The sequence below is a fragment of the Streptomyces sp. NPDC050658 genome, from assembly GCF_044457025.1.
Taxonomy (GTDB): Bacteria; Actinomycetota; Actinomycetes; order Streptomycetales; family Streptomycetaceae; genus Streptomyces.
This window is the reverse complement of record NZ_JBITGM010000008.1, coordinates 147,189-170,230: the sequence shown is the minus strand read 5'-3', so window position 1 is coordinate 170,230 and position 23,042 is coordinate 147,189. Positions and strand designations below refer to the sequence as shown.

The following is a 23,042-nucleotide window of genomic DNA, read 5'->3' as shown; positions in this document are numbered from 1 at the left end:
CTTCCGAATGTCACTTGCCGTTGGTTGTACCGGAACGCAGTTCCCGCCGGAGGATCTTCCCACTTGTCGTCTTCGGGAGCTCCGGCAGGATCTCGACGGCGCGCGGATACTTGTACGCCGCCAGCCGCTCCTTGCAGTACGCGGCGAGCTCCTCCGGTGCGGCCTCGGCGCCGGGGCGCAGGCTGACGTACGCCTTGACCGTCTCCCCGCGGTAGCTGTCGGGCACGCCGATCACGGCGGCCTCGCGGACCGCCGGGTGGGTGTAGAGCACGTCCTCGACCTCTCGGGGCCAGACCTTGAAGCCGGAGGCGTTGATCATGTCCTTCTTGCGGTCCACGACGTAGAGCCAGCCGTCGGGGTCCATGAAGCCGATGTCGCCGGTGCGCAGCTCGCCCTCCGGGAAGGCCTCGGCGGTGGCGTCGGGCCGCTTCCAGTAGCCGGGGACGACCTGCGGGCCGCGGACGGCGATCTCGCCGTGCTCGCCGAAGGGGACGTCCTCGCCGTCGTCGCCGACGATGCGTACGACGGTCTCGGGGCCGGGGACGCCGACGGCGAGGGTGCCGGACGCCGGGTCCACCGGGGCTTGGAGTCCCGGCGGTACGGCGGCGCAGGGCGCGGTGCACTCGGTGAGGCCGTAGCCGTTGTGGAGGTAGGGCCCGAAGCCCGCGCGGAACTTCTCCACCAGCGCGGGCGGCAGCGGCGCGCCGCCGGAGGAGATCATCACGAAGGAGTCGAAGTGCTCGCGGGTGACGGCGGGGTGGGCGGCCAGGGCCATGAAGGCGGTGGAGGGGCCGACGGTGTACGCGGGTTTGTGCTCGGCGAAGGCGTCGAGGACGACTCCCGCGTCGAAGCGGTAGGCGAGCGCGAGGGTGCCGGCGTTGGCGATGCAGCCGGCGATCTGGGCGACCATGCCGGTGATGTGGAAGAGCGGCGCCATCGCGAAGTAGCAGGCGCCTTCGGGGATGCCGGAGCCGGTGCGCTGCCGCTCGGCGTTGTAGGTGATGTTGCCGTGGGTGTTCATGGCGCCCTTGGGGGTGCCGCTCGTGCCGGAGGTGTAGCTGATCAACGCGACGTCGCCGGGCCCGAGTTCACGGCCTTCGGGGGCGGGCAGCCCCTGCCGGGCGACGGCCACCAGGTCCTCCGCGTCGGCGGCCTGCGGCAGCCGCTCGAAGTCGAGGACGCGGGTGTCGCCGCGCGTCTGCAGGTCCAGCTGGCATGCGGTGAGCACGACGCGTACGGGAGAGGGGGCGGCCGTCTCGCGCAGATACGTCTCCCACGCACGGTCCGAGCAGACCAGCGCGGTCACGTCGGCGTCCGCGAGGACGTGGGCGACCTCGGCCGACTTGTACATGGGGTTGACCGGCACGACGGTGGCCCCGGCCTTCCAGGCGCCGAGCAGGGCGATGACGAAGTGCGGCGTGTTCTGCAGCAGGATCGCGACCCGGTCCCCGCGCGCGACCCCGTGGGCGGCGAGATACCCGGCGACGGAGTCGGTGAGGGCGTCGGCCTCGCGGTAGCTGAGCCGCCCGTCGAAGTAGGCGAGGGCGGTGTGCTCGCCCGCCCGGCCGACCGCGGCACGGAAGGCGTGCACCACGGAGTCGGCGGGCCGGACGGGGCCGCGCTGGGCCGCGCTGAGGCGGGGGAGCCAGGGTTTGGCGGCGTAGATGGAGGGGGTGGGGGCGGGGGCGGGGGTCGTGTCGGTCATCGCTCGCTCGCCTCCCACTTCTGCTGGATGTGGTTCATTCCCGTCAGCCATGTGTCGGGCTCGGCGGCGCGGACGCGGTAGTACTCGGCGACCTCGGGGTGCGGCAGGATCAGGAAGCGGTCCTCCGCCATACCGGTGAACAGGGCGTCCGCGACGTCGTCCGGCTCGATCGCGGTGGGGGTGAGGACCAGGTCGCCCGCGCTGCCGGTGGCGGCCAGCATGTCCGTGCGGACGCCCTGCGGGCAGATCGCGTGGACCTTGATGCCCCGGTGGCGGTACGTGAGCGAGAGCCATTCCGCGAAGGCGTACGCGCCGTGCTTGGTGACACTGTAGGGCGCGGCGCCGATCATGGTGAGCAGCCCGGCGGCCGAGACGGTGGAGACGAACCGGCCGCTGCCGCGCTCCAGCCAGTCGGGGAGCAGCGCGTGCGCCGCGCGGACGTGGGCCATGACATTGACGTCCCAGGCCGCCGCCCAGACCTCCTCCGGCGCGCCCTCCGATCCCCCGGAGCCGAGGCCCGCGTTGGCGCAGTACACGTCGACGGTGCCGCCAAGGGCCTCCATCGCCGCAGGCACGATCGTGGACGCGTCCCCCGGCACGGCGACGGCACCGATCTCGCCGGCCACCGTCTTCGCCTTGCCGGCGTCCAGGTCGTTCACCACGACGCGCGCCCCCGCCGCGGCGAAACGGCGGGCCAGCGCGGCCCCGATCCCGCCTCCGGCGCCGGTGACGACAACTCCCTTGTCCTGCAGGGTCTCCACGATGGGTCTCCTTCGACTGCGGCTCCGCGGTGATCGCAGACTAACCAGTCGGTATGCCGTGACGGAAGGGGGCCGCTCAGCCCGGTTCGTTCCCCGTCGGGGGCCCGCGCGCTAGCGTGCGTGGCCATGACAGCCACCGCGCTCACGGAGGTCTCTGCATGAACCTGTCCCGACGCAGTCTGTCCAGACGCGGCCTGCTGGCCGCCACGACCACCGCCGCCCTCACCTCGGCCGCCCCGGCCTCCGCGGCCGGCGGCGGCTCCGGCCACGGGCGGCCGCTGCGGACCGGCTTCGAGCGGCTCGCCGCCGACGGATACGCGCTTCTGGACGGCGAGCGGGTGGGTGTCGTCACCAACCCCACCGGCGTGACCAGAGACGTACGCCACATCGTCGACGTGATGCACGCCGACGAGCGCGTGGACCTGGTCGCCGTGTTCGGCCCCGAGCACGGCTTCCGGGGGACGGCGCAGGCCGGGGGTTCAGAAGGGCGCCACGACGACCCGGCGACCGGCCTTCCCGTCTACGACACGTACCAGAAGAGCGGTCAGGCGCTCGCCGACATCTTCACGGCCGCGCGCGTCGACACGATCGTCTTCGACATCCAGGACGTGGGGGCGCGCTTCTACACGTACATCTGGACGCTCTTCGACTGCATGCAGTCGGCGGAGCTGGCGGGCAAGCGGTTCGTGGTGCTCGACCGGCCCAATCCGGTGACGGGGCGCGGCGCCCACGGGCCCGTCCTGCACAAGGAGTTCGCGACGTTCGTCGGGCGGCAGCCGATCTCGCAGGCGCACGGGATGACGGTGACGGAGCTCGCGCTGCTCTTCAACGGCGAGTTCCTGGAGCGGCCCGTCGAGCTGGAGACGGTGCGGATGACGGGGTGGAAGCGCGGGGACTTCCACGACGCGTCCGAGCTGCCGTGGGTGCCGCCGAGCCCGAACATGCCGACCCCCGACACCGCCCTGGTGTACAGCGGCACCTGCCTGTTCGAGGGCACGAACCTCTCCGAGGGGCGCGGCACGACCCGCCCCTTCGAACTGCTCGGCGCGGAGGGCATCGACCGCAGGTGGGCGGCGGCCGCGAACGAACTGAGGCTGCCCGGCGTGCACTTCAGAGAGGCCTACTTCGCGCCGACGTTCTCCAAGTTCCAGGGCAAGACCATCGGCGGCGTCCAACTCCACGTCCACGACCGGGAGTCGTACGACCCGGTACGCACCGGCATCGCGCTGCTCGTGACCGCCAAGAAGACCTGGAGCGGCTTCGCCTGGCGCTCCGACAACTGGATCGACAAACTGACGGGCTCGACGAGCGTCCGCACGCTGATCGACGCGGGCGCGAGCACGGACGAGGTGACCGCCGCCTGGCAGGACGATCTGACGCGGTTCCGTGAGGTGCGCAGGCGGTATCTGCAGTACCGCTGAGGGGGTGCAGGCCCTACCGGGGAGAGGGGTGCCCACCGGATGGCGCCCCCGCCCGGCCGGCGGAGAACATGATCCTCGGCTCGTCCCACCGGAGTTGAGGAGTTCCGCATGGCACCCATGACGCGCAGGGCGGCGGTCCCCCTGCTGCTGGCCGGAGCGGCGGCGCTGGTCGCCCCGCAGGCCGTCGCGGCGACGGACCCCGTCCCGGCGATCGAGCGCGCCGCCCACCCCCTGCGCTCCACGGATCCCGGCGGCGACACCCGCGACCTGCGACCGCTGAACCACATGGTCGGCGACGCGACGGTGGTGGGCCTCGGAGAGGCGACGCACGGCTCGCACGAGTTCTTCACCATGAAGGACCGCGTATTCCGCCACCTCGTGAAGGAGAAGGGCTTCACCACCTTCGCCCAGGAGGTGAGCTGGACCACGGGCCTGCGTTTCGACGCGTACGTACGCGGCGGGAAGGGCGATGTGCGCGGGCTCGTGCACGACGAGCTCGCCAAGACGCCCTGGGACACCGAGGAGCACGTCGAGCTGCTGCGCTGGATGCGCGCGTACAACGACCGGCACCCCGACCGGCAGCTCCGCTTCATGGGCAATGATCTCAACTACCCCGAGCTGGGCGGGGAGTTGTTCGACGGGATCGCGGACTACGCCCGCGCGCACGAACCCGATCTGCTCCCCCGCCTCACGAAGCTGTACGCCCCGATCCGCCGCCTCGCGGACGGGGACACCTACATGGCCCGGCCGCTGAAGGAGCGGCGCGAGCTGGCCGCGCGGGCGCAGGAGGCGTACCGGCTCCTGAAGAAGCGTCACCCCTCAGGCAAGGACGGGCAGTTCGTGCTCCAGCACGCTCGCTCCGTCTCCCAGACCGCCGACCTCTACGCCTTCGCCCTGGACACCCCCGAGGGATCGAAGGACGCCATGCTGTACCGCGATCGCATCATGGCGGCGAACACCGCCTGGTGGCAGCGGTTCACCGGCGACAAGGTGCTCCTCTCGGCGCACAACGCCCATGTGGCGTACGAGAGTTATGACCCGCGCTACCCGAAGATGCAGGGCGCCTTCCTGCGTGAGCAGTTCGGGAGGCGGTACGTCAGCATGGGGTTCACGTTCGGCCGGGGGGCGTTCATGGCACAGGGTCCCGACAACGGCCCGTGGAAGTCCGTCTCGGTGGGCCCGGCCACGCGCGGCATGAACGAGCACACGCTCGACAGGGTCCGCTTCGACGACTACTTCGTCGACATGCGCGCCCTGCCGGGACCCTCCCGCGCCTGGCTGAGCAGGGCCCGGGTGACCCGCAGCATCGGCTCCGGGTGGCCCGACGGGCCGTACCAGATCCGGCTCGCGCCCTCGCACGACATCCTCATCCATCTGAACCGGGTCACCGCAGCTCACCGCCAGTCTCAGTGATCGAGACGCGCCGTCCCACCTATTGACTGGCCCATACATCCAACGTGAGAGTGCCGCTCGTGCACAGCGAAATCTCACCAGACGACATCTCACCGGAGAAGACTCCGCAGGACGCCGGGCCCAAGCAGGACGCCGGGCCCGAGCAGGACGGCAGTCCCGAGAGCCTGCGCCGCGTGGCCGTCGCCTCCTTCATCGGGACGGCCATCGAGTTCTACGACTTCTACATCTACGGCACGGCGGCCGCCCTCGTCCTGAACCAGGCGTTCTTCCCGACCCTGGACCCGGTCAACGCCACGCTCGCCTCCTTCTCCACATACGCGGTGGCGTTCGCGGCGCGGCCCATCGGGTCGGTCGTCTTCGGGCACTTCGGCGACCGGGTCGGGCGCAAGTCCGTGCTCGTGGCCTCGCTGCTGCTCATGGGGCTTTCGACCGCGCTCGTCGGACTCCTGCCCGGCTACGACACGTTGGGCATCTGGGCGCCGCTGCTGCTGATCCTGCTGCGCTTCCTGCAGGGCATCGGGCTCGGCGGCGAGTGGGGCGGGGCCGCGCTGCTCGCGGTGGAGCACGCGCCGAAGAAGAAGCGTGGACTGTACGCCGCCTTCCCACAACTCGGCCCGTCCGTCGGGTTCTTCGCGGCGACCGGGGTCTTCTGGCTGCTGTCCGCCGTGCTCTCCGACGACGCGTTCCGCACCTGGGGCTGGCGTGTGCCGTTCCTGCTCTCCTTCCTGCTCGTCGGCGTCGGGCTCTTCGTGCGCCTGCGGATCAGCGAGACGCCGGTCTTCGCGAAGGTCATGGACGCCCAGGAGGCCAGCAAGGTCCCCGCGCTCGACGTGCTGCGCCGCCATCCGCGCGAACTGCTGCTCGGCGCGGGCGGGATGATCGTCGCGTACGGGCTCTTCTATACGGCGACGACGTACTGCCTCTCCTACGCCACCGGCAATCTGGGCGTCTCCCGCAACACCATGCTCGGCCTCTCGCTGGTCGCCTGTCTCTTCCTCGCGGCCGGCACCTGGCTCGCCGCGACCCGCTCCGACGGCGCCGGGCGCCGCAAGCTGATCCTCGCGGGCAGTGGGCTCGCGGTGGTGTGGGGCCTGGTGCTCTTCCCGCTCCTGGACACCGAGCAGCCGGTGCTCATGGCGCTGGCCATCGGCGGCGCGCTCTTCTGCATGGGCGTGGTCTACGGGCCGATGGGCGCCTATCTGCCGGAGCTGTTCGGCACGAACGTGCGCTACTCGGGCGCCTCGCTCGCGTACAACCTGGGCGGGGTCCTCGGCGGTGCGGTCTCGCCGCTGGTGGCGACGCGGCTGCAGTCCGCCTTCGGCTCCTCGTCCGTCGGCTGGTACGTGAGCGCCATGGCCGTTGTGTCCGTGCTGTGTGTACTCGCGCTGCCGGAAACCCGTGAACGGGACCTTGCATAACCGAATAAAGACAATACGAAGGGCTCGGGACATGAATTCTCCACACGTCTAGACCACATACTCCGGTCATATCCGGAATGGAGAATTCAGGGACTGAGCCACCATCGTTCATTGTCCTTGGCGAGCGCGTCCCAGAGCAGGTTCAGGGGATGTCCGGATTCGCAGGAATCGCGGTCGCCGCGCCGGGTGAAGACACCCACGAGCACCTCGGTCCGCGGACCGGTGTCGCCCACCACGTCGAGCCGCCGCAGCCCCCCGGCCTCCGGGAGGCTGCCGCTCTCGGCGGCCTCCGCGATCCCCCGCGTGACCAGCATCGCCCCGCTGACCACACCCGAGCGCAGCAGCTCGAAGCCGTAGTGCGCCGCCTCTATCTCGGCGGCGATGGACAGCTCCTTGCGGTAGTCGGCGCCGTACCAGGAGGTGAGGAAACGCCCGATCAGACCGCCCGCCGACACCACAAGGGGCAGCTCGGGCAGGGCGCTCGCGCCGACCTCGGGGCCGGGAAGCCGGTCGGCCGGCAGGTTCGTGAGCAGCGAGAGTCCGCTGCGCCGCCACTCGATGACCTCGTACGGATCGAGCTCCGCCTCCTCGCCCTCGATGACGACCACGCTGCCGCAGACCAGGTCGAGTTCCTTGGACCGCAGCTTGGCGAAGAGATCGCCGGTGCGGACGTGGGTGACCTTCAGGTCGACGCCGCGGCGTTCGTAGGCATCACTCACCCGCTCCACCGCGTCGAGGAGAAACCCCAGCGTGTAGCGGGTGGAGCCGACCGAGAGGGTACGCCCCAGGCGGCGGCGCGCGTCGTGCAGACCGTCGGTCCACTGGCCGAGCGTGCGCCGCGCCAGGTCGACGAGGGTCTCGCCGGTGGGGGTGAACAGGACGTCCTTGCCGCGCCCCCGCTTGAGGACCAGGGCCTCGCCGCACAGCGCGCCGAAGGTGCGGTTCATCGTGTCCAGCTGTTTCTGCACGCTGGACTGCTCGCGGCCCAGCTGCCGGGCGGCGGCGAGTGCCGTGCCCGTCTCGTGCACGGCGAGCAGCGTACGTAATTGATCCATCGTGGTGTCCAGCAGCTCCGTGGGGTACTGCTGCGGACCGGATAAGGCCATGCTCGGCGACTCGCTCTCCGACTCCTTTGTGTTTTACGGCATTGCAGCATAGCCGCCGCGGAAACTGATCCGGAGAACACCCCAAATTATCTGGCGATTTCTTCCAGAAAAACCTGGATGCGTTCCCGGTACCCGTGGAATGGTCGAGCCAATCCCGATCACCCCGACATCTCTGCAAGGAGACTTACGCTCGTGAGCCAATACCAGGCCGCACCCGCGCACCCCGGCCCCCACCCCGCGGGCCCGCAGGGCCGTGCGGGCCGCGCGGTCAGGCGACCCGGCACCCTCACCGCCCTGGTGTGGACAACGGTCCTCTCCGCGGTCGCCGCCATCATCGGCGCGGTCATGGTCTTCGCCGGCGGCGAGGACATGGCCGAGGACAACATCAACGACGTCATCCACGACCACCCGGACATCGTCGGGCTGCCCTCGGGGACGACCGCGGCGGACATCAAGGCGCTGTCCGGTCCGCTCTGGGACGAGATGGTCAGCGACCGGGCCGGCACACTGTCGGCGCGCGCGGGCTTCGCGATATTCACCGCGGTCTGCCTGCTGATCTTCGCGCTCGCCGCCCGCAAGGGCGCCGCCACCTGGGCCCGTGTCCTGATCACGGTGTCGGCCGTGATCGCGGTCTTCCCGCACATCCTGATCATGGGCGACTACGAGCCCGACGCGGTGGTCATGACGAGCCTCGTCGCCCTCCTGACGGCCGTCGCGGCGATCGTGTTGTGCTGGCTGCCGCCGGTCAACCGTTTCGCGCGGGGGCGCAAGGCCACCGGCTAGCCGACGGCCGGTGACCGCATGGGGCAGGTGCCCGTCGGGGGACGGGCACCTGCCCCATCGCGTACGGACGGCAGGTGCGCGGCGCCGGACATCTGGTCAGCTCCCCCGGCCCGCAGGACGATGCCCGCGTGGAGCCCTACTGGGAACTGACCTTCGACGCCGACGGCGACGTCGACACCGCGCAGCGCGACCGCCTCCTCGGCGAGGTGTCCCGCGAGCGCGTCACCGATCTGCTCGTCCTCGCGCACGGCTGGAACAACGACCAGGACATGGCGACCGCCCTCTACCGGCGGTTCTTCGCGCCCTGCCGGGAACTGGCGGGCCGGGGCGTGCGCATGGGATACGTGGGCGTGATCTGGCCCGCGATCCGCTTCCCCGACGAGCGCATCCCGGACTTCGAGCCTTCGGTCACCGTCGCGGGCGCGGGCGCCGGACCTCTGCTCGACGATCCGACCCGGCGGCTGCTGGGCCGCACGTTCCCCGGCCACGACGCCGAACTCGACCGCATCGGCGCCCTGTTGGCCGAGCGCTCCGCCGTGCGGTCCCGGCTCTACGAGTACGGCCGCCTCGTCCGCGATCTCGTGGCCGTACGCGAAGGCAGCCCCGCCCGGCGGTTCGCGGACGACATCTGGGGCGGTGAGCCCGCCATGCTGACCGACGACGCGGTCGAGGTGTGCGAGCTGCTGGCCGCGGCGATGGAGGGCACGGGGCAGCAGGAACTCTTCGGGAGCCTGCGCAAACGGCTGTGGAACGGGGCCCATGAACTCCTGCGCCAGGCAAGCTATTACGGGATGAAGCGCAGGGCGGGCTCGGTGGGGCAGCTCGGCCTCGGCCCCACGGTCGGCCTCCTTGCGCGGGAGGCGCCCGAGCTGCGGGTGCATCTCATCGGGCACAGCTTCGGCGCGCGGCTCGTGTCGTTCGCGCTGCGCGGGATGCCCGCCTCGGTGCGCGGGGTGAAGTCGACGACGCTGCTCCAAGGGGCCTTCTCGCACTACGCGTTCGCCGAGCGGCTGCCGCACGACCCGCGAAGGGGCGGCGCGCTGCACGGCGTACAGAAGCGGATCGACGGACCGCTGGTGTCCTGCTACTCGCGGCACGACGACGCCCTGGGCAAGCTCTATCCGCTGGCCTCGAAGATCGCCGGTGACTCGTCCACGTTCCTGGGGCTGTGGGAGCGCTGGGGCGCCATCGGCTACGACGGGATCCGGGCCGTGGAGGGCGCCAGGCGCGTCAAGCTGGGCCGGGCGTTCCCCGCCAAGGGGTGTGTGAGCGTGGACGCCTCGGCGGTGGTGCGGCGCGGCGGTCCGCCCTCCGGCGCGCACAGCGACATCTGCCACGAGGAGCTGGCGCGTGTCGTGTTCGCCGCAGGGCGGATCGCCTCGTCGTGAACTCCCTGGCCGCTACCGGTGCTTGGGGAATTCGACGACCTGCTGGTACGTCGGCCGGTTCTGCCACTGGATCGGCCCGTGCGTGATGCCGCCGAGCGCCCGGTGGATGACCGAGTCCGCACACCACTGGTCGCCCGCCGCGCAGCTCGCGTCGCCGGGGTAGACCTCGGTCGCGGGCTTGGCGACGGCCTGCGCGAGGGTGGCGAGGAGCGTGTCACGGCATGCGTCGAGCTTGCCCTCTCCGCAGTAGGCGTCCCCGAGCTTCCCCTCCACGGGCTGCCCGAGCACCGCGCGCAGGTCCTTGTCGGCGTAGCCCCACCAGCCGTACTGGAAGGCCGATCCGGCATGCGCCCCGGTGGGACCGTGACCGGCGGACGGCGCCTCGTCGGTGGAGAGCTGGGCCGTCAGTGCGTCGTACAGCTCCTTGCCCAGGCCCGGCTTGAACTCGGCCTCGATCAGCAGCGGCCACCAGGCGTCCATGACGCGTACGGCGTCGGGGTGGGCGTACGTCTTTGAGCCCGCCGACGTCTGGTTGCGCTGGGCGCCCGCCTTGCGCCAGGCCTCCAACTGCTGCACGGCCTTGGCGAGTTGCGGGTCGGTGACCGGCTTGCTGCGGAGCACCTTCAACAGCTCGGGCAGCACCTGCTCGCCGCGCAGGTCGGTGACGGCCGCCTCGGACATGGCCTGGGTGAGCGAGGCACGGGTGACGCCGCCCTCCTCGGTCAGCTTCTTCACCCGCCCGTCCAGGAGATCGCCGCGGTGCACGGCGCTCACGCCGAAGCCCGCCGTGCTGAAGTCCTTGGCCTGCTTGTTGTTCCAGGAGATGTAGTAGTCCTGGTTGACGGACTGCGGGTGCTCGGCGGGCGGCGTCTGCGCGGAGGTGTTGTCCTTCGGGTCGAAGTCCCGCCATTCATAGGACTGTTGGCCCTTCACCGGAAGGGCGGGGTCGATGCCGGCGGCCCGCTCGGGGTTGGCGCCGCTGTTGTAGTACGCGATGTCGCGGGAGTCGGCGTAGAACCAGTTGAAGGCGTAGCTGATGTTCTGTGCCGCCTTCTTGAAGCTCGCCGCGTCCTTGACGTACGAGGGGTCGTTGAGCATCTGGAAGCCGATGATCGAGTCGGCCTCGTGGCGGTAGGTGGAGCGCAGCGAGACATACGCGACGGGCTTGGAGTCGACGGTCGCGCGGTGCGTGACGACGCCGTACTTCGTGCGGAAGACCTGCATCCGGTAGGAGCCGGCGGCCGTGGAGTCGGCGATGGTCGGCTTCCAGGCGTTCTTGCGCTCCAGCTTCTCCATCGGGGTGCACTCGCCCCGGTAGAGATAGCCGGCCGACTGCTTGGTGGGCGTGCCGCCGCCCGGTTCGCACAGCTCGACGGCGTACGTGTCGGTGATGTCCTGCCCTGCGGAGGTCGCCGACCAGGCGTAGTCCTGGCCGCGCCCCAGCTGGACGTACATGCCGACGCCCGCGAAGGAGACGCCGCGCGCGCTGATGCCGGGGCCCTGGAGCTCCTGCTGCATCAGGAGCTGGGGGGCGAAGTAGCCGGTCTGCGGGCCGAAGACGGCGACGGGGTTCTTGCTCGCGGTGTGCTTCCCGGAGACGAGCAGGGCGTTGGACATGCCCTTCTTGTGGCCGTCCTGCCGGAAGAGGTCCGAGGGCAGCACGCCCTTGTCGTACATGCCCTGGAGCGGCTTGAGCTTCTTGGGCGCCTTCACCGGGTCCTTGGCGCCGGTCGCGGCGCCGCCTTCCTTGTCGTACACGAGCTGCTCGCGCTCGACCGACCCCGGATCGGGCATGGCCGTGCCGCGCGCCTTCTCCGGCTTGCCCGCGTACGGGAAGCTCGTGCCGTCGTGGATGGTCTGCACGGCCTCGGGGTCGTTACGGGCGCGGAAGGACTCCCAGACCTTGGTGCCCTTCTCGACGCCGTACTTCTCCTGGGACTTGAGGAGGGAGAGCGCGGACTCGACCTCTCCCCCGCCGCCGTTGCCGAAGAGGCCGCCGACGACCGAGGCGAGCGCGATCATGTCGGTGACCTTGAAGGGCTCGATCTCGCCGATGTTGGTGATCGCGTCGATCTTGCCGGTCAGGACGTACTCACCGGGGAAGTAGCGGCCCTTCTTCGACTTCTCGCGGTAGGCGTTGAGCCCGTCGACATAGGCCTGCGCGTCCTCCATGGCCTGCTTGCCGCGCTCGCCCTGAGTGGTCCTGATGTACTCGACCTGCTGCTCCAGGTCCTGCTCCGTGTACGGGGCCTGCGGCCAGAACTGCTGCTCCATGCCCTGGTTGGAGGGCGCGCCGCCGGCGAACGAGGACAGCTGGCCGCGGCCGATGTGCCGGAACAGGTCGATCAGCCAGAGCCGGTCCTGCCCGGCGGCGAAGCCCGCGCCGAACTCGGTGCCGTAGCGGGTCGTGCCCTTGATGTGCGGGACGCCGTACTTCTTGTCCCGGGTGATCGTCACGTCGTCACGGGGCCGGGTGACGGAGGCGACCTGGTCCTCCCGGACGCCGAAGGAGGCGTCGTTGAAGAACTCCGTCAGCTTGTCGTCGGTGAGCGACGGATAGCCGGAGGAGAGCGCGTCGTACGGGCCCAACTGGTCGTCCGCGTGGGCGGGTCTGGTGCCCAGGATGCGGTGCGCCAGGATCTGGGCGAGGGTGGCGTCGCCGTTCGCGCCGGGCGGCAGGATGTCCGCGCACTGCCCCTCGCAGTAGTCGGCCGCCGGCGCCGGCTCCTCGGCGGCCGCCCCCGGCTGGGGGGCGAGGAGTGATGCGGCGAGGGCGAGCGCCGCGCTGGCGGTGAGGCTTCTGAGCCGGACGATGCGTCGTCGCATAGGTGCTCCTCTGTGCTCCTCTTGGGCTCCTCCGTAAGGGAGTTGGAGCGGAGGTTACTGACGGGTTGCCAAACCCGGAAGATGAACAACCGTCGCCTTTTCAGAACCGCCACATCGCCCCAGCTCACCGGCCACACAGCGACAGCTCACCGCCGCCTTATGTCAGCCATCGAAAATCGGATGGAAGTCGAGGGAGCCGAATCGCGTGTCGATACGTCTACTCGGCAACGTCCGAGAACGTGCGACGGAGGTGCAGGGCGATGGCCGGATTCCGGAGTCTCGCGAGACAGGTGCGCGATCCACAGAGCGATCTGGCGCTACGGCGCTACTCGCTGCGCAAGTGCCTGGAGAGGTTCGCCCCCTACGGCCACCGGGCGACCTGGGACCATCTCTGCTCCCGTGCGGGCTTCGGGCCCGAGGACCGCTCGCCCGACCCGGCGCGGCTGGTGGCCGCGCTCGACGAACTGGAGGCGGCACGGGCGGTCTGGCTCGCCTACGAGGAGGGCTTCGCGGAGCGCCGCCGCAAGGAGAAGCACGACGGGCTCCGCCGGCCGGGCAGCCTGGACGACTGGCACCGCTACACCTGGGGCGGCTGCGGGGTCGCCTGGTGCGACGACCCCGGTGTGCACCCCTCCGAACCACTGGCCGAGGTGCTCCGCCGGCTGATCGCGGCCCTGGAGCGGGAACCGGGCACCGGCTGTCCCGTGTGCGCCCGGCCCGATCTGCTCTGGATACACGGCCTGGCGCACGAACCCTCGTCGGGCCCCGTCTGCACGAACTGCGGGATCGTGGTGCCGATCCCCGTGCTCACGCCCGCGGCGACGGCACGGGCGCGCACCCGGCACGAACGTCCACTGGTCTCCGCCTGAGCCCCGCCGGCGGGTCCCGTCAGGGAGTCGCCACGTCCGTCTGGACGGCCAGCTTGAACTCGGCGAGCATGAGCGGCGCGGCGATCTTCACGTCGCCGACGCCGCGCGCCGATATCTTCAGGCCGACCGGCGTCCCCGGACGCACGAACATCTGCCAGGTGTACGTCCGGTACTGCCCGCCCCGCGTCGGCGCCCAGTCCGTGGTGGCCGTCGAGTCGTACCCCGTCGAGCCGCCGAGCGGATCGCGCACATACCGCGCGCGGTACTCCGTGGGCCGGTCGTCCGGCTTCCAGAAGATCATCGCGGAGAGGGTGCCCCAGCCCTCGTGGCTGGGCCAGATGAGCCCGGAGCGGCTGTCCGGGAACTGCGAGGGGCGGGTCCCGCCCTTGGCCGGGTCGTGCATGTGCCAGGGGTCGTAGGACTCCTCGGCATCGTCGTACGGGAACCGCACGAGGTGGTACCCGTCGCTGTCGTACGTGATCTTCTGCGGTCCGGTCCGTGCGGCTTCCCACTTCAACGAGCAGACGGCGATTCCCATCGGCCCTCCCCCTGTGTGTTGTCCTGTGGTGATGCAGCTCTGTGTGAACGGCGCCCGCGGCGCGGGCGATGGTGCGGTGGTCCCGGTGTCGCCCGGGGCGATGGCCGACTCCGTGGCGGCGGCCGTCGGGGCCGGGGCCAGGGACGTCCACGTCCATCCCAAGTCCCCTTGTGGACAAGACACGTTGTCCCCGCGTGCGGTTGCGGCCACGCTGGCGGCGCTGCGTGCCGTGACCTCCGTACCTATAGGGGTGACCACCGGCGCGTGGGCCGAAACGGATCCTGACCGGCGGGTCGCCAGGATCCGCTCCTGGACGGTGCTGCCCGACCACGCCTCGGTCAACTGGCACGAGCCGGGTGCGGAGGCGGTGGCGCGGGCGCTGCTCGAGCGGGGCGTGGCGGTGGAGGCGGGGCTCTGGTCCGGCACGGACGGCCCCGCGCGCTTCGCCGCGTCGGAGCTCGGGCCCCGTGTGCTGCGGGTGCTCGCCGAGGTGATGGACCCTGATGGCGGCACGGCGGCGGACACGGCCCGCGCGCTGCTCGCCGAGATCGGCCCGGCGCACGGCCGCCCGGTCCTGCTGCACGGCGCGGACGGCGGGGCCTGGCCGGTGCTCCGCCTGGCGGGCCGGCTCGGCCTCGCGACCCGCGTCGGCCTGGAGGACACGCTGTTCCTGCCGGACGGGGAACGGGCGGTGTCCAACGCTCAGTTGGTGGCCTCGGGGCTGTCCCAGTACGGGTCGTCCCACCGCGCGTCGTAGGGCAGGGCCAGCAGCCGCATCTGGACGCACAGGCCTTCCGTCGCGCCCACCGCGCGCAGCCGCTCCGGGGCGTGCACGGCCAGCCAGGCCTGGAGTTCGGGGAGGGGCTCGGGCAAGAAGTCGAAGACCGGCGCGTCCGGATCGGGCCAGTACCACCAGGGGATGATCAGCTGCGGCAGGTCGCTGAACAGCTCGGGCATCCACCACTCGACGGCCCGGCGCAGCAGCTCGTCGGCCCGGCCGCCGACGGGCTGACGCGCCCAGTACTCCAGGAGCGGGGTGATGGTGCCGCCCATGTCGGCGCAGACCGCGAAGACGTCGGTGATGTCGTACGGCGACGACTCGTCCGTGAGGCACGCGGCCCACCAGGCGTCGATGAACTTCCTTATGGCATCGGCCTGTTCGGCCGGCCACTGCGGCCAGCGGCACCGTCCGAGTCCCGTCGCCCCGTACCCGAGCCCGCCGAACCGCCCGGCCGCCAGATGTCCGGCGAACTGCGGCAGCAGCCTGCGGATCACCGCCGGATGGTCCGTGAAATGGTCGGGCACCTCGTGGAAGACCTGCACCAGCAGATCCTCGGGAAGCTCGACGCGCGGCTGTCTGAGCAGCGCGATCTCCTGCTCCCCGTAGCAGTAGGTACAGCCCTCCTCGTCCGGGGCGGCGGTCATCCCGTCGAAGACGGAGCGGATCCGGGCCAGCGCGGCGTCGAGGTCGCGGGCGGGAGAGGAGGGCGACGAGGGGGCGGAAGCGGTGGTCATGAGCGGTCCTGACGTGACTCCGGCGGCGCCCGGGCGCCGCCGAAGAGCGTGACGCTACCAGAGACGGTTCCCGGTGGTCAGCGGCCCGTGTCGTCCGTCACCTGGACATGGTCCGCGATGCCCACCACCAGGACCCGCGTCCCCTCCTCCAACGGGCGCCAGCGGTGGGGGAGTTCGGCCGCGCAGTACAGGGTGTCGCCGCGCCCCAGGCGGTAGACCGAGCCCGCCGCCTCCACCTCCGCCGAGCCGTCCGCGACGTACAGGACCTCGTCGCCCCGATGCCGGAACTCGCGTCCCCAGTCGTGGTCGCCGGTGAACTCCAGGGCGTGCAGCCGCTGATGGCCGCGGACCAGCGGGCGCATCCGCGCCTCGCGCTTGCCCTCGCCCTCGCGCACGGCGGCCGAGTCGCCGCGCACCACGTCGACCGGGCGCGGCGCCTCCGCGGACGCGAGGAGCTGGACGGCCGTGGTGCCGAGGGCGTCCGCGATGCGTTGCAGGGATCCCATGCTGGGCCGGGAGCGGCCGTTCTCCACCTGGCTGAGGAAGGGCGCCGAGACCCCCGCCCGCGCCGCCACGTCGGCCAGCGTCAGATCGAGGGCGCGGCGCAGCCTGCGGATCCCGGGGCCCACCTGCGGGGTGTCCGCGTCATCTGTCGTACCCATGTCGCCCAGCCTATCCCTTGGGTTAATGTCTTCAGCACCACTTAAGAAAGTTAAGTGAGCAGTCGACTGCCGACAGGCATGGACCGAGAGGACGGGATCGACATGGCCCGCGTGGACCAGAATCAGCGCCGCCGGCGCGGCACCGGCCTGATGGCCCTGGACGAGGAGGCGAGCCAGGGCGGCTACACCCTCTTCGCGCCGCTCACCGGCCGCGGCGAGGTCTATCTGATCGACCTCCGCGGCGAGGTCGTACACCAGTGGAACCTGCCGCACCGGCCCGGCCGGCACGCGCGGATCCTGCCGAACGGGAACCTCGCCTACAACGGCGTACTCCCCGACGAGCCCGCGCTCTTCCCGATGTGGCACAAGTACCGCGGCGGGATCATGCAGGAGATAGCCCCGGACGGCACGGTCCTGCGTGAGCACCGCGACCCGCTCCAGCACCACGACGCGCACCACTACGGCGACGGGCGCCTGCTCTACACCGCCCTGGAGCCGCTGACCGGAGCCGACGCGGCGGCCGTGCGGGGCGGCGTGCCCGGCTCCGAGGCCGAGGGCGGCACCGTCTGGGCGGACACCGTCGTCGAGGTGGACGCCGAGGGCAACAGGACCTGGGAGTGGAAGGTCTCCGAGCACCTCGGCCGCGAGGACTTCCCGCTGCACCCGGACTACGCCCGCGAGCACTACCCGCTGATCAACAGCGTCCTGCCGACGAGCGACGGGAACATCCTCGCCAGCTTCCGCTCGGTCTCCGCGGTCGTCGTCATCTCCCGCGAGACCGGCGACATCATCTGGCGCTCCGAGCCCGGCGTCGTCTCCCAGCAGCACTGCCCCACCGAGCTGCCGAACGGCAATTTCCTCGTCTTCGACAACGGCGTCTTCCGGCCGCACTGGGACGTGCCGTTCAGCCGCGTCATCGAGATCGAGCGGTCGAGCGGCAAGATCGCCTGGGAGTACCACGACCCGGCCCGCGAGTCGTTCTTCGCGCCGTTCATGGGCAGCGCCCAGCGGCTGCCGAACGGCAACACGCTGGTCACCGACTCCCCCGCGGGCCGGCTCTTCGAGGTCACCGCCGACGGCTATCTCTGCTGGGAGTACGTCGTGCCGTACTTCGGCGGCTACGACGAGGAGGAGGTCCGCAAGCTCTTCCCCTCCGAACCCAACGCCGTCTTCCGCGCCTACCGCTACGCGGCGCCCGAACTGCCCTGGCTGACCCCGGCCCACGACACTCCGCCCTCGGCGCACGACTCCGCGAAGGGCTGACCCGGTGGCCGCCGCCGTCGACGAACGCCTGCCGCTGCCACGCCTCGCCCCGCTCGCCGTCCAGCATCTGCTCGCCGGTGTCGCGGCCCCCGTCTCCTCCGTGATCCTGATCGGCACGACGCTGCGGCTCACCGCCGGGCAGACCGCCTCGCTGCTCAGCGCCACGCTGGTGCTCTGCGGGATCGGCGCGCTGCTCCAGTCGCTCGGCGTGCGGGCGCTGCGGGTCGGCGCGCGGCTGCCGTTCCTGATGCTGCCGGGCGGGGCCGCGGTGGCGATCTTCCTGCAGATCGCGAAGGAGTACGGGCCCGCGACCGCCTCGGGGTCGGTGCTGCTCGCCGCGGCCTTCCTGATCTGCGTACTGCCCTTCTACGGAAGGGTGGTGCGGCTCTTCCCGCCGCTCGTGATGGGTACGACGGTCGTCCTGATCGGCATCAACATGATCAAGGTGACGGCGCCGATGGTGGCGTCGGACCCGGCCCCCGGCTTCGCGACGCTCGGCGTCATCGCGGTCCTCTTCCTCGTGCTGCGCGGCGTGTGGCGGCAGATGGCGGTGCTCTTCGGCCTGGCCGGGGGCACCGTCGTCGCGCTGCTGCTCGGCACGGACATCCATCTCGCGTCGGGTGCCGCGTTCGCCCTGCCGGACCCGTTCCCTTACGGCGCCCCGCACTTCGACCTGCTCGCCGCGATCCCGCTCCTCGTCTTCGCGCTCGCCTCGCTCGCCGAGGCCACCGGGCAGACCGTCCTCAACAGCGAGGCGGTCGGCCGCACCCCGGACGCGGGCCGCGACGTGCCGCGCATCGCCCGCGCCGACGCCCTGGTCTCACTGGGTGCCGGCGTCTTCGGTACGTCGCTGATGGTGACCAGCGCCGAGAACATCGGCATCGTCCAACTGACGCGCGTACGCAGCAGGTTCGTCACGGCGGGCGCGGGCGTGCTGCTCGTCCTCTGCGGGCTGTTCACGCCGCTGACCCGCGCGCTCGCGGCGATCCCCGAGCCGGTGGTGGGCGCCGCGGGCCTGGTTATCTACGCGGTGATCGCGGTGCTCGGCTTCAGCATGCTCTCGCGGGTCGACCTGACGCACGGCACCGACAGCGTCGTCGTCGCGCTCGCCCTGGTGGTGGGGCTGCTGCCGGTGACGGCCCCGGAGATGTACGCGGGCCTGCCGTCCTGGGCACACACCGTCTTCGGCAGCGGAGTGGCCGCCGGGGCGCTCGCCGCCGTCATCCTCGGCGCCGTCTTCCGCCGTCTCGGGCCCGACGGACGGCCTCGCGCGCAAGACCCCGTCACTCCGACGAAGAGCGACGCTCCGCCAACAGACGCGAACCCGTGAGGCGTTCGCCGAAGACGTCGTCCGGGTTGGAGAGCACGCAGTTCTCCAGGGAGAGACAGCCGCAGCCGATGCAGTCCGTGAGGTGATCGCGCAGCCGCCCCAACTGCTTGATGCGCTCGTCCAGTTCGGAGCGCCAGGTCTCCGAGAGGCGCGCCCAGTCCTCGCGGGTGGGCGTGCGCTCCTCGGGGAGCGAGTCGAGCGCCTCGCGGATCGTGGCGAGCGGGATGCCGACGCGCTGGGCCGCGCGCACGAAGGCGACGCGACGCAGCGCGTCGCGGTGGTAGCGGCGCTGGTTGCCCGAGGTGCGGCGGCTGCTGATCAGGCCCTTGGACTCGTAGAAGTGCAGGGCGGACACCGCGGCGCCGCTGCGGGCGGACAACTGGCCGACCGTGAGTTCGTGGATCTTCTCTGGGATCTGGGGCACCCCTCAGACCCTAATCGCCCGCCGATCGGAACTGATCGCCGGTCCGTTGACACACGTCGGCGCACACAGCATGCTGAGCAAGCGCTTAGTACGAATACTTTGAGGAGGCCAGGGACATGGCGGAGCCGAGGATCTTCAGGTCGGCCGAGGAACTGCGTGCCGCGGTCGGCGAGCAGCTCGGGTACAGCGACTGGCTGGAGATCGACCAGAAGCGGATCGACCTGTTCGCCGATGCCACGGGCGACCACCAGTGGATCCACGTGGACGCGGAGAAGGCGGCCCAGGGCCCCTTCAAGGCGACCATCGCGCACGGCTATCTGACGCTGTCGCTGCTGCCGAGCCTGGTGCCGCAGGTGATGCGGGTCGAGGGCATGAAGATGGGCGTCAACTACGGCACCAACAAGGTCCGCTTCCCCTCCCCCGTGCCGGTCGGCTCGCGACTGCGCGCGACCGCCGTGCTCCAGGAGGTCGCGGCGACCAAGGACAAGGGCGTGCAGGTCACGGCGGCGGTCACCGTCGAGCTCGAGGGCGGCGAGAAGCCCGCCTGCGTCGCGGAGTCGGTGTCCCGCTACTACTTCTGAGCCCGGCCCGCTACGGCTTGCGGGCGCCCACCATCCGCAGCACGAGGTCGGCGTAGAGCGCGCCGACCTCGTCGGGCGTCCGGTGGCCCGCGGCGTTGAACCAGCGGGCCACGTCGATGCAGAGCGAGAGCACGGCGAGCGTGGTGCCCGGCACGTCGGGGACGTCGAACTCCCCGTCCCGCACCCCGTCGTTGATCATGTCCCGCACCGCGGCGTCCGACTGCCTGCGCAGCGCGACGATCTCGGCACGGTGCTCATCGCCGAGCGCGTCCAGCTCGTACTGGACCACGCGCGCCGTGGTGTGCTGCCGGGCGTGCCAGCGGACGAAGGAGCGCACGGCCGCGGAGAGCCGCTCCGCCGCGCTGCCGGGCTCGTCGGCGGCGGCGCGCAGGATGGCGAGGGCCTTGTCGTGGCCGATCCTGCTGATGCGGTGGAGCAGCTCTTCCTTGGTCTTGTAGTGGATGTAGAGCGCCGCGGGGCTCATGCCCGCGCGGCCCGCGATGTCACGGGTCGTCGTCGCGTGGTACCCACGCTCGGCGAAGGCCTCGACCGCGGCGACGAGCAGCCGCCGCGCCGCGTCGGGCGTGACCTCGCCCCATGGCTGGTCCTCGGCCCGGGTCTCCTCCGCCGCGCTCATGCCCACTCCTTCCGCCGGTCGGGAGGGACACCATACCCCTGACGGTGAGCAAGCGCTTAGAGCAGCCGGTGGAGCCGCCCGGAGCAGCCGGTGGAGCGCGGGGTCAGGCGGCCGGCTTGAACGGGTCGTGCTCGGCGAGGATCTTCTCCAGTCTGGCCTGGTCCACGCGGCTGACGATCTGGTCGGCCTCCTGCCGGTCCCTGACCACCTTGGCGAGCGTGAACGCGGACGTCGTCAGGTACAGCACGGACACGGCGAGGAACGCGCGGATCCAGCCGCTGACGTCGAGGCTGTATATCCCGACGGCCGTCGCCGCGAGCGCCACGGCGAACGAGGCGACCGCCTGGCCGTAGTAGGCGGTGGTGTTCTGCTGCTTGACCGGTGTCTCACTCATGACCGAGAGCCTCGCGCGGGAGCGGCGCCGCCGGCATCCGCTCCCGTACTCAACTCCCGTACTCAGTAGGCGTACTCAGTAGGCGTACCCAGCAGGCGTACCCAGTACGTCCGTTCAGAACGCCGAGACTCCCGTCAGCGCCCGCCCGATGACCAGCTTCTGGATCTGGCTCGTGCCCTCGTACAGCGTCATCACGCGGGCGTCGCGCAGCAGCTTGCCCGCCGGGTACTCGTCGATGTAGCCGTAGCCGCCGAAGACCTGGAGCGCGTTGTTGGCGGCGCGGACGGCCGCCTCCGACGCGAAGAGCTTGGCCTTGGAGGACTCCGTGGCGAAGGGCTGCCCCCGGTCGACGAGGTCGGCGACCCGCCAGGTCAGGAGCCGGGCCGCGTCCACGTCGACCGCGATGTCGCTGATCAGCTCCTGCACCAGCTGGTGCCCGGCGATCGGCTTCCCGAACTGCTCGCGCTCGGTCGCGTACGTCACGGCCGTGTCCAGGGCCGCCTGGGCGATGCCGACGCACCCTGCGGCGACCGACATCCGGCCCTTGGCGAGCGCCGACATGGCGACGGAGAAGCCCTTGCCCTCGGGCGCCATCATGGCCGAGGCCGGGACGCGGACGTCCTCCAGGACCAGTTCGGCGGTGGCCTGGCCGCGCAGGCCGAGCTTGCCGTGGATCGTGCGGCGGGTCAGGCCGGGGGTGCCGGTCGGCACGAGGAAGGCGGAGACACCCTTGTGACCGGGGGCGTCGTTCGTCCGCGCGAAGAGCAGCACGACATCGGCCCAAGTACCGTTCGTGATGAACATCTTGGAGCCGTTGATCAGGTAGTCGTCGCCGTCGCGCACGGCCTTCGTGGCGAGGTTGCCCGCGTCGGACCCGGTGCCCGGCTCGGTGAGCCCGAAGCAGCCGACGTATTCGCCGGAGGTCAGCCCCGGCAGCCACCGCCGCTTCTGCTCCTCGCTCCCCCAGGAGGCGATGGTCTTGGCGACGAGCCCGAGCGAGACCGACACGATGCCGCGCACGGAGGAGTCGCCGCGCCCCAGCTCCTCGGTCACCAGGCAGTACGCGAGGTGGTCGCCGCCCGAGCCGCCGTACTCCTCGTCGACGGTGAGCCCGAGGAAGCCGACCTCGCCGAGCTTCTTCACGATGGCCCGGTCCACGCTCTCGGCGCGGTCCCACTCGATCACGTGCGGGGCGATCTCGCGCTCGACGAAGTCCCTGGCGAGCCGCTTGACGGCGATCTGTTCCTCGCTGAGCTCCAGGTTCATCGAGAGCACCCACTCTTCCCGGTTCTTTCGGCTTTAAATTAGCACTGCTAGTTTCTGTTGGCAGCCCTACTATGTGCCGCATGGCCCGACCGCGCAAGCCCCTCCTCAGCACAGATCGCATCGTCGAGACGGCGCGCGCGCTCGTGGACGCCGAGGGCCTCGCAGCCGTCTCCACACGGCGCCTCGCCGCCGAGCTCGGGGTCAGCGGGCCCTCCCTCTACAACCACTTCCGCACCAAGGACGAGATCCTGGAGGCGGTCGCCGACTCGGTCAGCGCCCAGGTCGACCTGTCGATGTTCGACCCGGCCGACGAGCGCGACTGGCGTACGTCCCTGCACGACTGGGCGGTCTCCTACCGGGCCGCGCTCACCCGGCACCCGAACATCGTCCCGGTGCTCGCGCACGGCCCCGGGCGCCGCCCGGCGGGCCTGCGCCTCGCGGACGCGGTCTTCGGCGCGATGGTCGACGCGGGCTGGCCGGCCGCGCAGGCCACGTCGATCGGCGCGCTGATGCGGTTCTTCGTGATGGGCTCGGCACTCGGCTCGTTCGCCGGGGGCTTCGTCGACGACGAGGCGGCGTACGACCCGGCCGACTATCCGCACCTGGGCCAGGCCCACCTCCTCGCGGACCGCCAGCAGCGGATCGACGGGCGCGCCTTCGAGACGGGACTGCGGGCCCTGCTCGACGGGCTCGCCCTGCAGTACGAGCAGGTCGCGACGTCCGCTGCCTGAACAGGGCGCGA

At 71.1% G+C, this 23,042-nt stretch carries 22 protein-coding genes; 11 read left to right on the top strand and 11 right to left on the bottom strand.

Annotated elements, in window-relative coordinates; translation table 11 throughout:
- Positions 1-10 precede the first annotated feature (10 nt).
- Both ACIBKX_RS26800 and ACIBKX_RS26795 read right to left on the bottom strand, forming a co-directional pair.
- Entirely contained in the window at positions 11-1,705 is a 1,695-nt protein-coding gene (locus tag ACIBKX_RS26800; RefSeq protein ID WP_363274958.1) for an AMP-binding protein, read from the bottom strand.
- Complete coding sequence (locus ACIBKX_RS26795) at positions 1,702-2,469, bottom strand: SDR family oxidoreductase (protein WP_363275046.1); 768 nt, start codon at positions 2,467-2,469, stop codon at positions 1,702-1,704. The genes ACIBKX_RS26800 and ACIBKX_RS26795 overlap by 4 nt, the downstream gene beginning before the upstream one ends.
- 155 nt (positions 2,470-2,624) lie before the next feature.
- Between ACIBKX_RS26795 and ACIBKX_RS26790 the strand changes: the two genes are divergently transcribed.
- The 3 genes from ACIBKX_RS26790 (at position 2,625) to ACIBKX_RS26780 (ending at position 6,718) form a co-directional block, all read left to right on the top strand.
- Positions 2,625-3,887 (top strand): DUF1343 domain-containing protein, encoded by a 1,263-nt coding sequence (locus ACIBKX_RS26790; protein WP_363274959.1) that lies wholly within the window; start codon positions 2,625-2,627, stop codon positions 3,885-3,887.
- A 108-nt stretch (positions 3,888-3,995) separates the two neighbouring features.
- The gene (locus ACIBKX_RS26785) at positions 3,996-5,300 is read left to right on the top strand and encodes an erythromycin esterase family protein (protein ID WP_363274960.1); all 1,305 of its coding nucleotides are present in this window, start codon (positions 3,996-3,998) and stop codon (positions 5,298-5,300) included.
- A gap of 164 nt (positions 5,301-5,464) precedes the next feature.
- Positions 5,465-6,718, top strand: coding sequence for an MFS transporter (locus tag ACIBKX_RS26780; protein WP_363275047.1), 1,254 nt, complete (start codon positions 5,465-5,467; stop codon positions 6,716-6,718).
- An 86-nt stretch (positions 6,719-6,804) separates the two neighbouring features.
- Here the strand turns inward: ACIBKX_RS26780 and ACIBKX_RS26775 are convergent, their stop codons facing one another.
- Complete coding sequence (locus ACIBKX_RS26775) at positions 6,805-7,824, bottom strand: LysR family transcriptional regulator (RefSeq protein WP_363274961.1); 1,020 nt, start codon at positions 7,822-7,824, stop codon at positions 6,805-6,807.
- A gap of 192 nt (positions 7,825-8,016) precedes the next feature.
- Between ACIBKX_RS26775 and ACIBKX_RS26770 the strand changes: the two genes are divergently transcribed.
- Both ACIBKX_RS26770 and ACIBKX_RS26765 read left to right on the top strand, forming a co-directional pair.
- Positions 8,017-8,607 carry a hypothetical protein gene (locus ACIBKX_RS26770; RefSeq protein ID WP_363274962.1) on the top strand — a complete coding sequence of 197 codons (591 nt, stop codon included), beginning with the start codon at positions 8,017-8,019 and terminating at the stop codon, positions 8,605-8,607.
- A 74-nt stretch (positions 8,608-8,681) separates the two neighbouring features.
- Positions 8,682-9,995 (top strand): serine-threonine protein kinase, encoded by a 1,314-nt coding sequence (locus ACIBKX_RS26765; RefSeq protein ID WP_363274964.1) that lies wholly within the window; start codon positions 8,682-8,684, stop codon positions 9,993-9,995.
- 12 nt (positions 9,996-10,007) lie between these two features.
- Here ACIBKX_RS26765 and ACIBKX_RS26760 read toward each other — a convergent pair whose 3' ends face one another.
- On the bottom strand, positions 10,008-12,821 hold the full coding sequence (locus ACIBKX_RS26760; RefSeq protein ID WP_363274965.1) for a penicillin acylase family protein: 2,814 nt from the start codon (positions 12,819-12,821) through the stop codon (positions 10,008-10,010).
- Positions 12,822-13,081: 260 nt separating this feature from the next.
- Here ACIBKX_RS26760 and ACIBKX_RS26755 point away from each other — a divergent pair, with 260 nt between their 5' ends.
- Positions 13,082-13,690, top strand: a complete 609-nt coding sequence (locus ACIBKX_RS26755) for a hypothetical protein (protein WP_363274966.1) — start codon at positions 13,082-13,084, stop codon at positions 13,688-13,690.
- 19 nt (positions 13,691-13,709) lie between these two features.
- Here the strand turns inward: ACIBKX_RS26755 and ACIBKX_RS26750 are convergent, their stop codons facing one another.
- Positions 13,710-14,228, bottom strand: coding sequence for a hypothetical protein (locus tag ACIBKX_RS26750; RefSeq protein WP_363274967.1), 519 nt, complete (start codon positions 14,226-14,228; stop codon positions 13,710-13,712).
- Positions 14,229-14,256: 28 nt separating this feature from the next.
- On the opposite strand from ACIBKX_RS26750, the gene ACIBKX_RS26745 reads away from it, so the two are divergent.
- A complete protein-coding gene (locus ACIBKX_RS26745) occupies positions 14,257-14,985 on the top strand; it encodes a 3-keto-5-aminohexanoate cleavage protein (protein WP_363274968.1) in 729 nt (242 codons plus the stop codon).
- On the opposite strand, the gene ACIBKX_RS26740 is transcribed toward ACIBKX_RS26745, so the two are convergent.
- Both ACIBKX_RS26740 and ACIBKX_RS26735 read right to left on the bottom strand, forming a co-directional pair.
- Positions 14,931-15,743 carry a hypothetical protein gene (locus tag ACIBKX_RS26740; protein ID WP_363274970.1) on the bottom strand — a complete coding sequence of 271 codons (813 nt, stop codon included), beginning with the start codon at positions 15,741-15,743 and terminating at the stop codon, positions 14,931-14,933. The two genes, ACIBKX_RS26745 and ACIBKX_RS26740, sit on opposite strands and share 55 nt — an antisense overlap.
- Before the next feature lie 77 nt (positions 15,744-15,820).
- A complete protein-coding gene (locus ACIBKX_RS26735) occupies positions 15,821-16,405 on the bottom strand; it encodes a helix-turn-helix domain-containing protein (protein ID WP_363274971.1) in 585 nt (194 codons plus the stop codon).
- Between the two features lie 102 nt (positions 16,406-16,507).
- Between ACIBKX_RS26735 and ACIBKX_RS26730 the strand changes: the two genes are divergently transcribed.
- Together ACIBKX_RS26730 and ACIBKX_RS26725 are read left to right on the top strand one after the other, a co-directional pair.
- Entirely contained in the window at positions 16,508-17,668 is a 1,161-nt protein-coding gene (locus ACIBKX_RS26730) for an aryl-sulfate sulfotransferase (RefSeq protein WP_399376309.1), read from the top strand.
- A gap of 4 nt (positions 17,669-17,672) precedes the next feature.
- Positions 17,673-18,998 carry a solute carrier family 23 protein gene (locus ACIBKX_RS26725; protein ID WP_363274973.1) on the top strand — a complete coding sequence of 442 codons (1,326 nt, stop codon included), beginning with the start codon at positions 17,673-17,675 and terminating at the stop codon, positions 18,996-18,998.
- Here the strand turns inward: ACIBKX_RS26725 and soxR are convergent.
- The gene (gene soxR, locus ACIBKX_RS26720) at positions 18,952-19,422 is read right to left on the bottom strand and encodes a redox-sensitive transcriptional activator SoxR (RefSeq protein ID WP_363274974.1); all 471 of its coding nucleotides are present in this window, start codon (positions 19,420-19,422) and stop codon (positions 18,952-18,954) included. The genes ACIBKX_RS26725 and soxR overlap by 47 nt on opposite strands.
- Before the next feature lie 116 nt (positions 19,423-19,538).
- Here soxR and ACIBKX_RS26715 point away from each other — a divergent pair, with 116 nt between their 5' ends.
- Positions 19,539-20,003: a MaoC family dehydratase gene (locus ACIBKX_RS26715; RefSeq protein ID WP_363274975.1), complete on the top strand. Its 465-nt coding sequence runs from the start codon at positions 19,539-19,541 to the stop codon at positions 20,001-20,003.
- A gap of 10 nt (positions 20,004-20,013) precedes the next feature.
- Here ACIBKX_RS26715 and ACIBKX_RS26710 read toward each other — a convergent pair whose 3' ends face one another.
- The 3 genes from ACIBKX_RS26710 to ACIBKX_RS26700 all read right to left on the bottom strand — a co-directional run bounded on the left by ACIBKX_RS26710 (position 20,014) and on the right by ACIBKX_RS26700 (position 22,300).
- The gene (locus tag ACIBKX_RS26710; RefSeq protein ID WP_363274976.1) at positions 20,014-20,640 is read right to left on the bottom strand and encodes a TetR/AcrR family transcriptional regulator; all 627 of its coding nucleotides are present in this window, start codon (positions 20,638-20,640) and stop codon (positions 20,014-20,016) included.
- 103 nt (positions 20,641-20,743) lie between these two features.
- The gene (locus ACIBKX_RS26705) at positions 20,744-21,034 is read right to left on the bottom strand and encodes a YiaA/YiaB family inner membrane protein (RefSeq protein WP_363274977.1); all 291 of its coding nucleotides are present in this window, start codon (positions 21,032-21,034) and stop codon (positions 20,744-20,746) included.
- Positions 21,035-21,148: 114 nt separating this feature from the next.
- Positions 21,149-22,300: an acyl-CoA dehydrogenase family protein gene (locus ACIBKX_RS26700; protein WP_363275048.1), complete on the bottom strand. Its 1,152-nt coding sequence runs from the start codon at positions 22,298-22,300 to the stop codon at positions 21,149-21,151.
- A gap of 80 nt (positions 22,301-22,380) precedes the next feature.
- On the opposite strand from ACIBKX_RS26700, the gene ACIBKX_RS26695 reads away from it, so the two are divergent.
- Positions 22,381-23,031: a TetR/AcrR family transcriptional regulator gene (locus ACIBKX_RS26695; RefSeq protein WP_363274978.1), complete on the top strand. Its 651-nt coding sequence runs from the start codon at positions 22,381-22,383 to the stop codon at positions 23,029-23,031.
- The last annotated feature ends 11 nt before the right edge of the window (positions 23,032-23,042 follow it).

What these genes read in the sequence shown, in the direction of transcription:
- ACIBKX_RS26800 (WP_363274958.1), bottom strand. Translation starts at nt 1,705, where the DNA reads ATGACCGACACGACCCCCGCCCCCGCCCCCACCCCCTCCATCTACGCC.
- ACIBKX_RS26790 (WP_363274959.1), top strand. Translation starts at nt 2,625, where the DNA reads ATGAACCTGTCCCGACGCAGTCTGTCCAGACGCGGCCTGCTGGCCGCC.
- ACIBKX_RS26785 (WP_363274960.1), top strand. Translation starts at nt 3,996, where the DNA reads ATGGCACCCATGACGCGCAGGGCGGCGGTCCCCCTGCTGCTGGCCGGA.
- ACIBKX_RS26775 (WP_363274961.1), bottom strand. Translation starts at nt 7,824, where the DNA reads ATGGCCTTATCCGGTCCGCAGCAGTACCCCACGGAGCTGCTGGACACC.
- ACIBKX_RS26760 (WP_363274965.1), bottom strand. Translation starts at nt 12,821, where the DNA reads ATGCGACGACGCATCGTCCGGCTCAGAAGCCTCACCGCCAGCGCGGCG.
- ACIBKX_RS26755 (WP_363274966.1), top strand. Translation starts at nt 13,082, where the DNA reads ATGGCCGGATTCCGGAGTCTCGCGAGACAGGTGCGCGATCCACAGAGC.
- ACIBKX_RS26750 (WP_363274967.1), bottom strand. Translation starts at nt 14,228, where the DNA reads ATGGGAATCGCCGTCTGCTCGTTGAAGTGGGAAGCCGCACGGACCGGA.
- ACIBKX_RS26740 (WP_363274970.1), bottom strand. Translation starts at nt 15,743, where the DNA reads ATGACCACCGCTTCCGCCCCCTCGTCGCCCTCCTCTCCCGCCCGCGAC.
- ACIBKX_RS26735 (WP_363274971.1), bottom strand. Translation starts at nt 16,405, where the DNA reads ATGGGTACGACAGATGACGCGGACACCCCGCAGGTGGGCCCCGGGATC.
- ACIBKX_RS26730 (WP_399376309.1), top strand. Translation starts at nt 16,508, where the DNA reads ATGGCCCGCGTGGACCAGAATCAGCGCCGCCGGCGCGGCACCGGCCTG.
- ACIBKX_RS26715 (WP_363274975.1), top strand. Translation starts at nt 19,539, where the DNA reads ATGGCGGAGCCGAGGATCTTCAGGTCGGCCGAGGAACTGCGTGCCGCG.
- ACIBKX_RS26710 (WP_363274976.1), bottom strand. Translation starts at nt 20,640, where the DNA reads ATGAGCGCGGCGGAGGAGACCCGGGCCGAGGACCAGCCATGGGGCGAG.
- ACIBKX_RS26705 (WP_363274977.1), bottom strand. Translation starts at nt 21,034, where the DNA reads ATGAGTGAGACACCGGTCAAGCAGCAGAACACCACCGCCTACTACGGC.
- ACIBKX_RS26700 (WP_363275048.1), bottom strand. Translation starts at nt 22,300, where the DNA reads ATGAACCTGGAGCTCAGCGAGGAACAGATCGCCGTCAAGCGGCTCGCC.
- ACIBKX_RS26695 (WP_363274978.1), top strand. Translation starts at nt 22,381, where the DNA reads ATGGCCCGACCGCGCAAGCCCCTCCTCAGCACAGATCGCATCGTCGAG.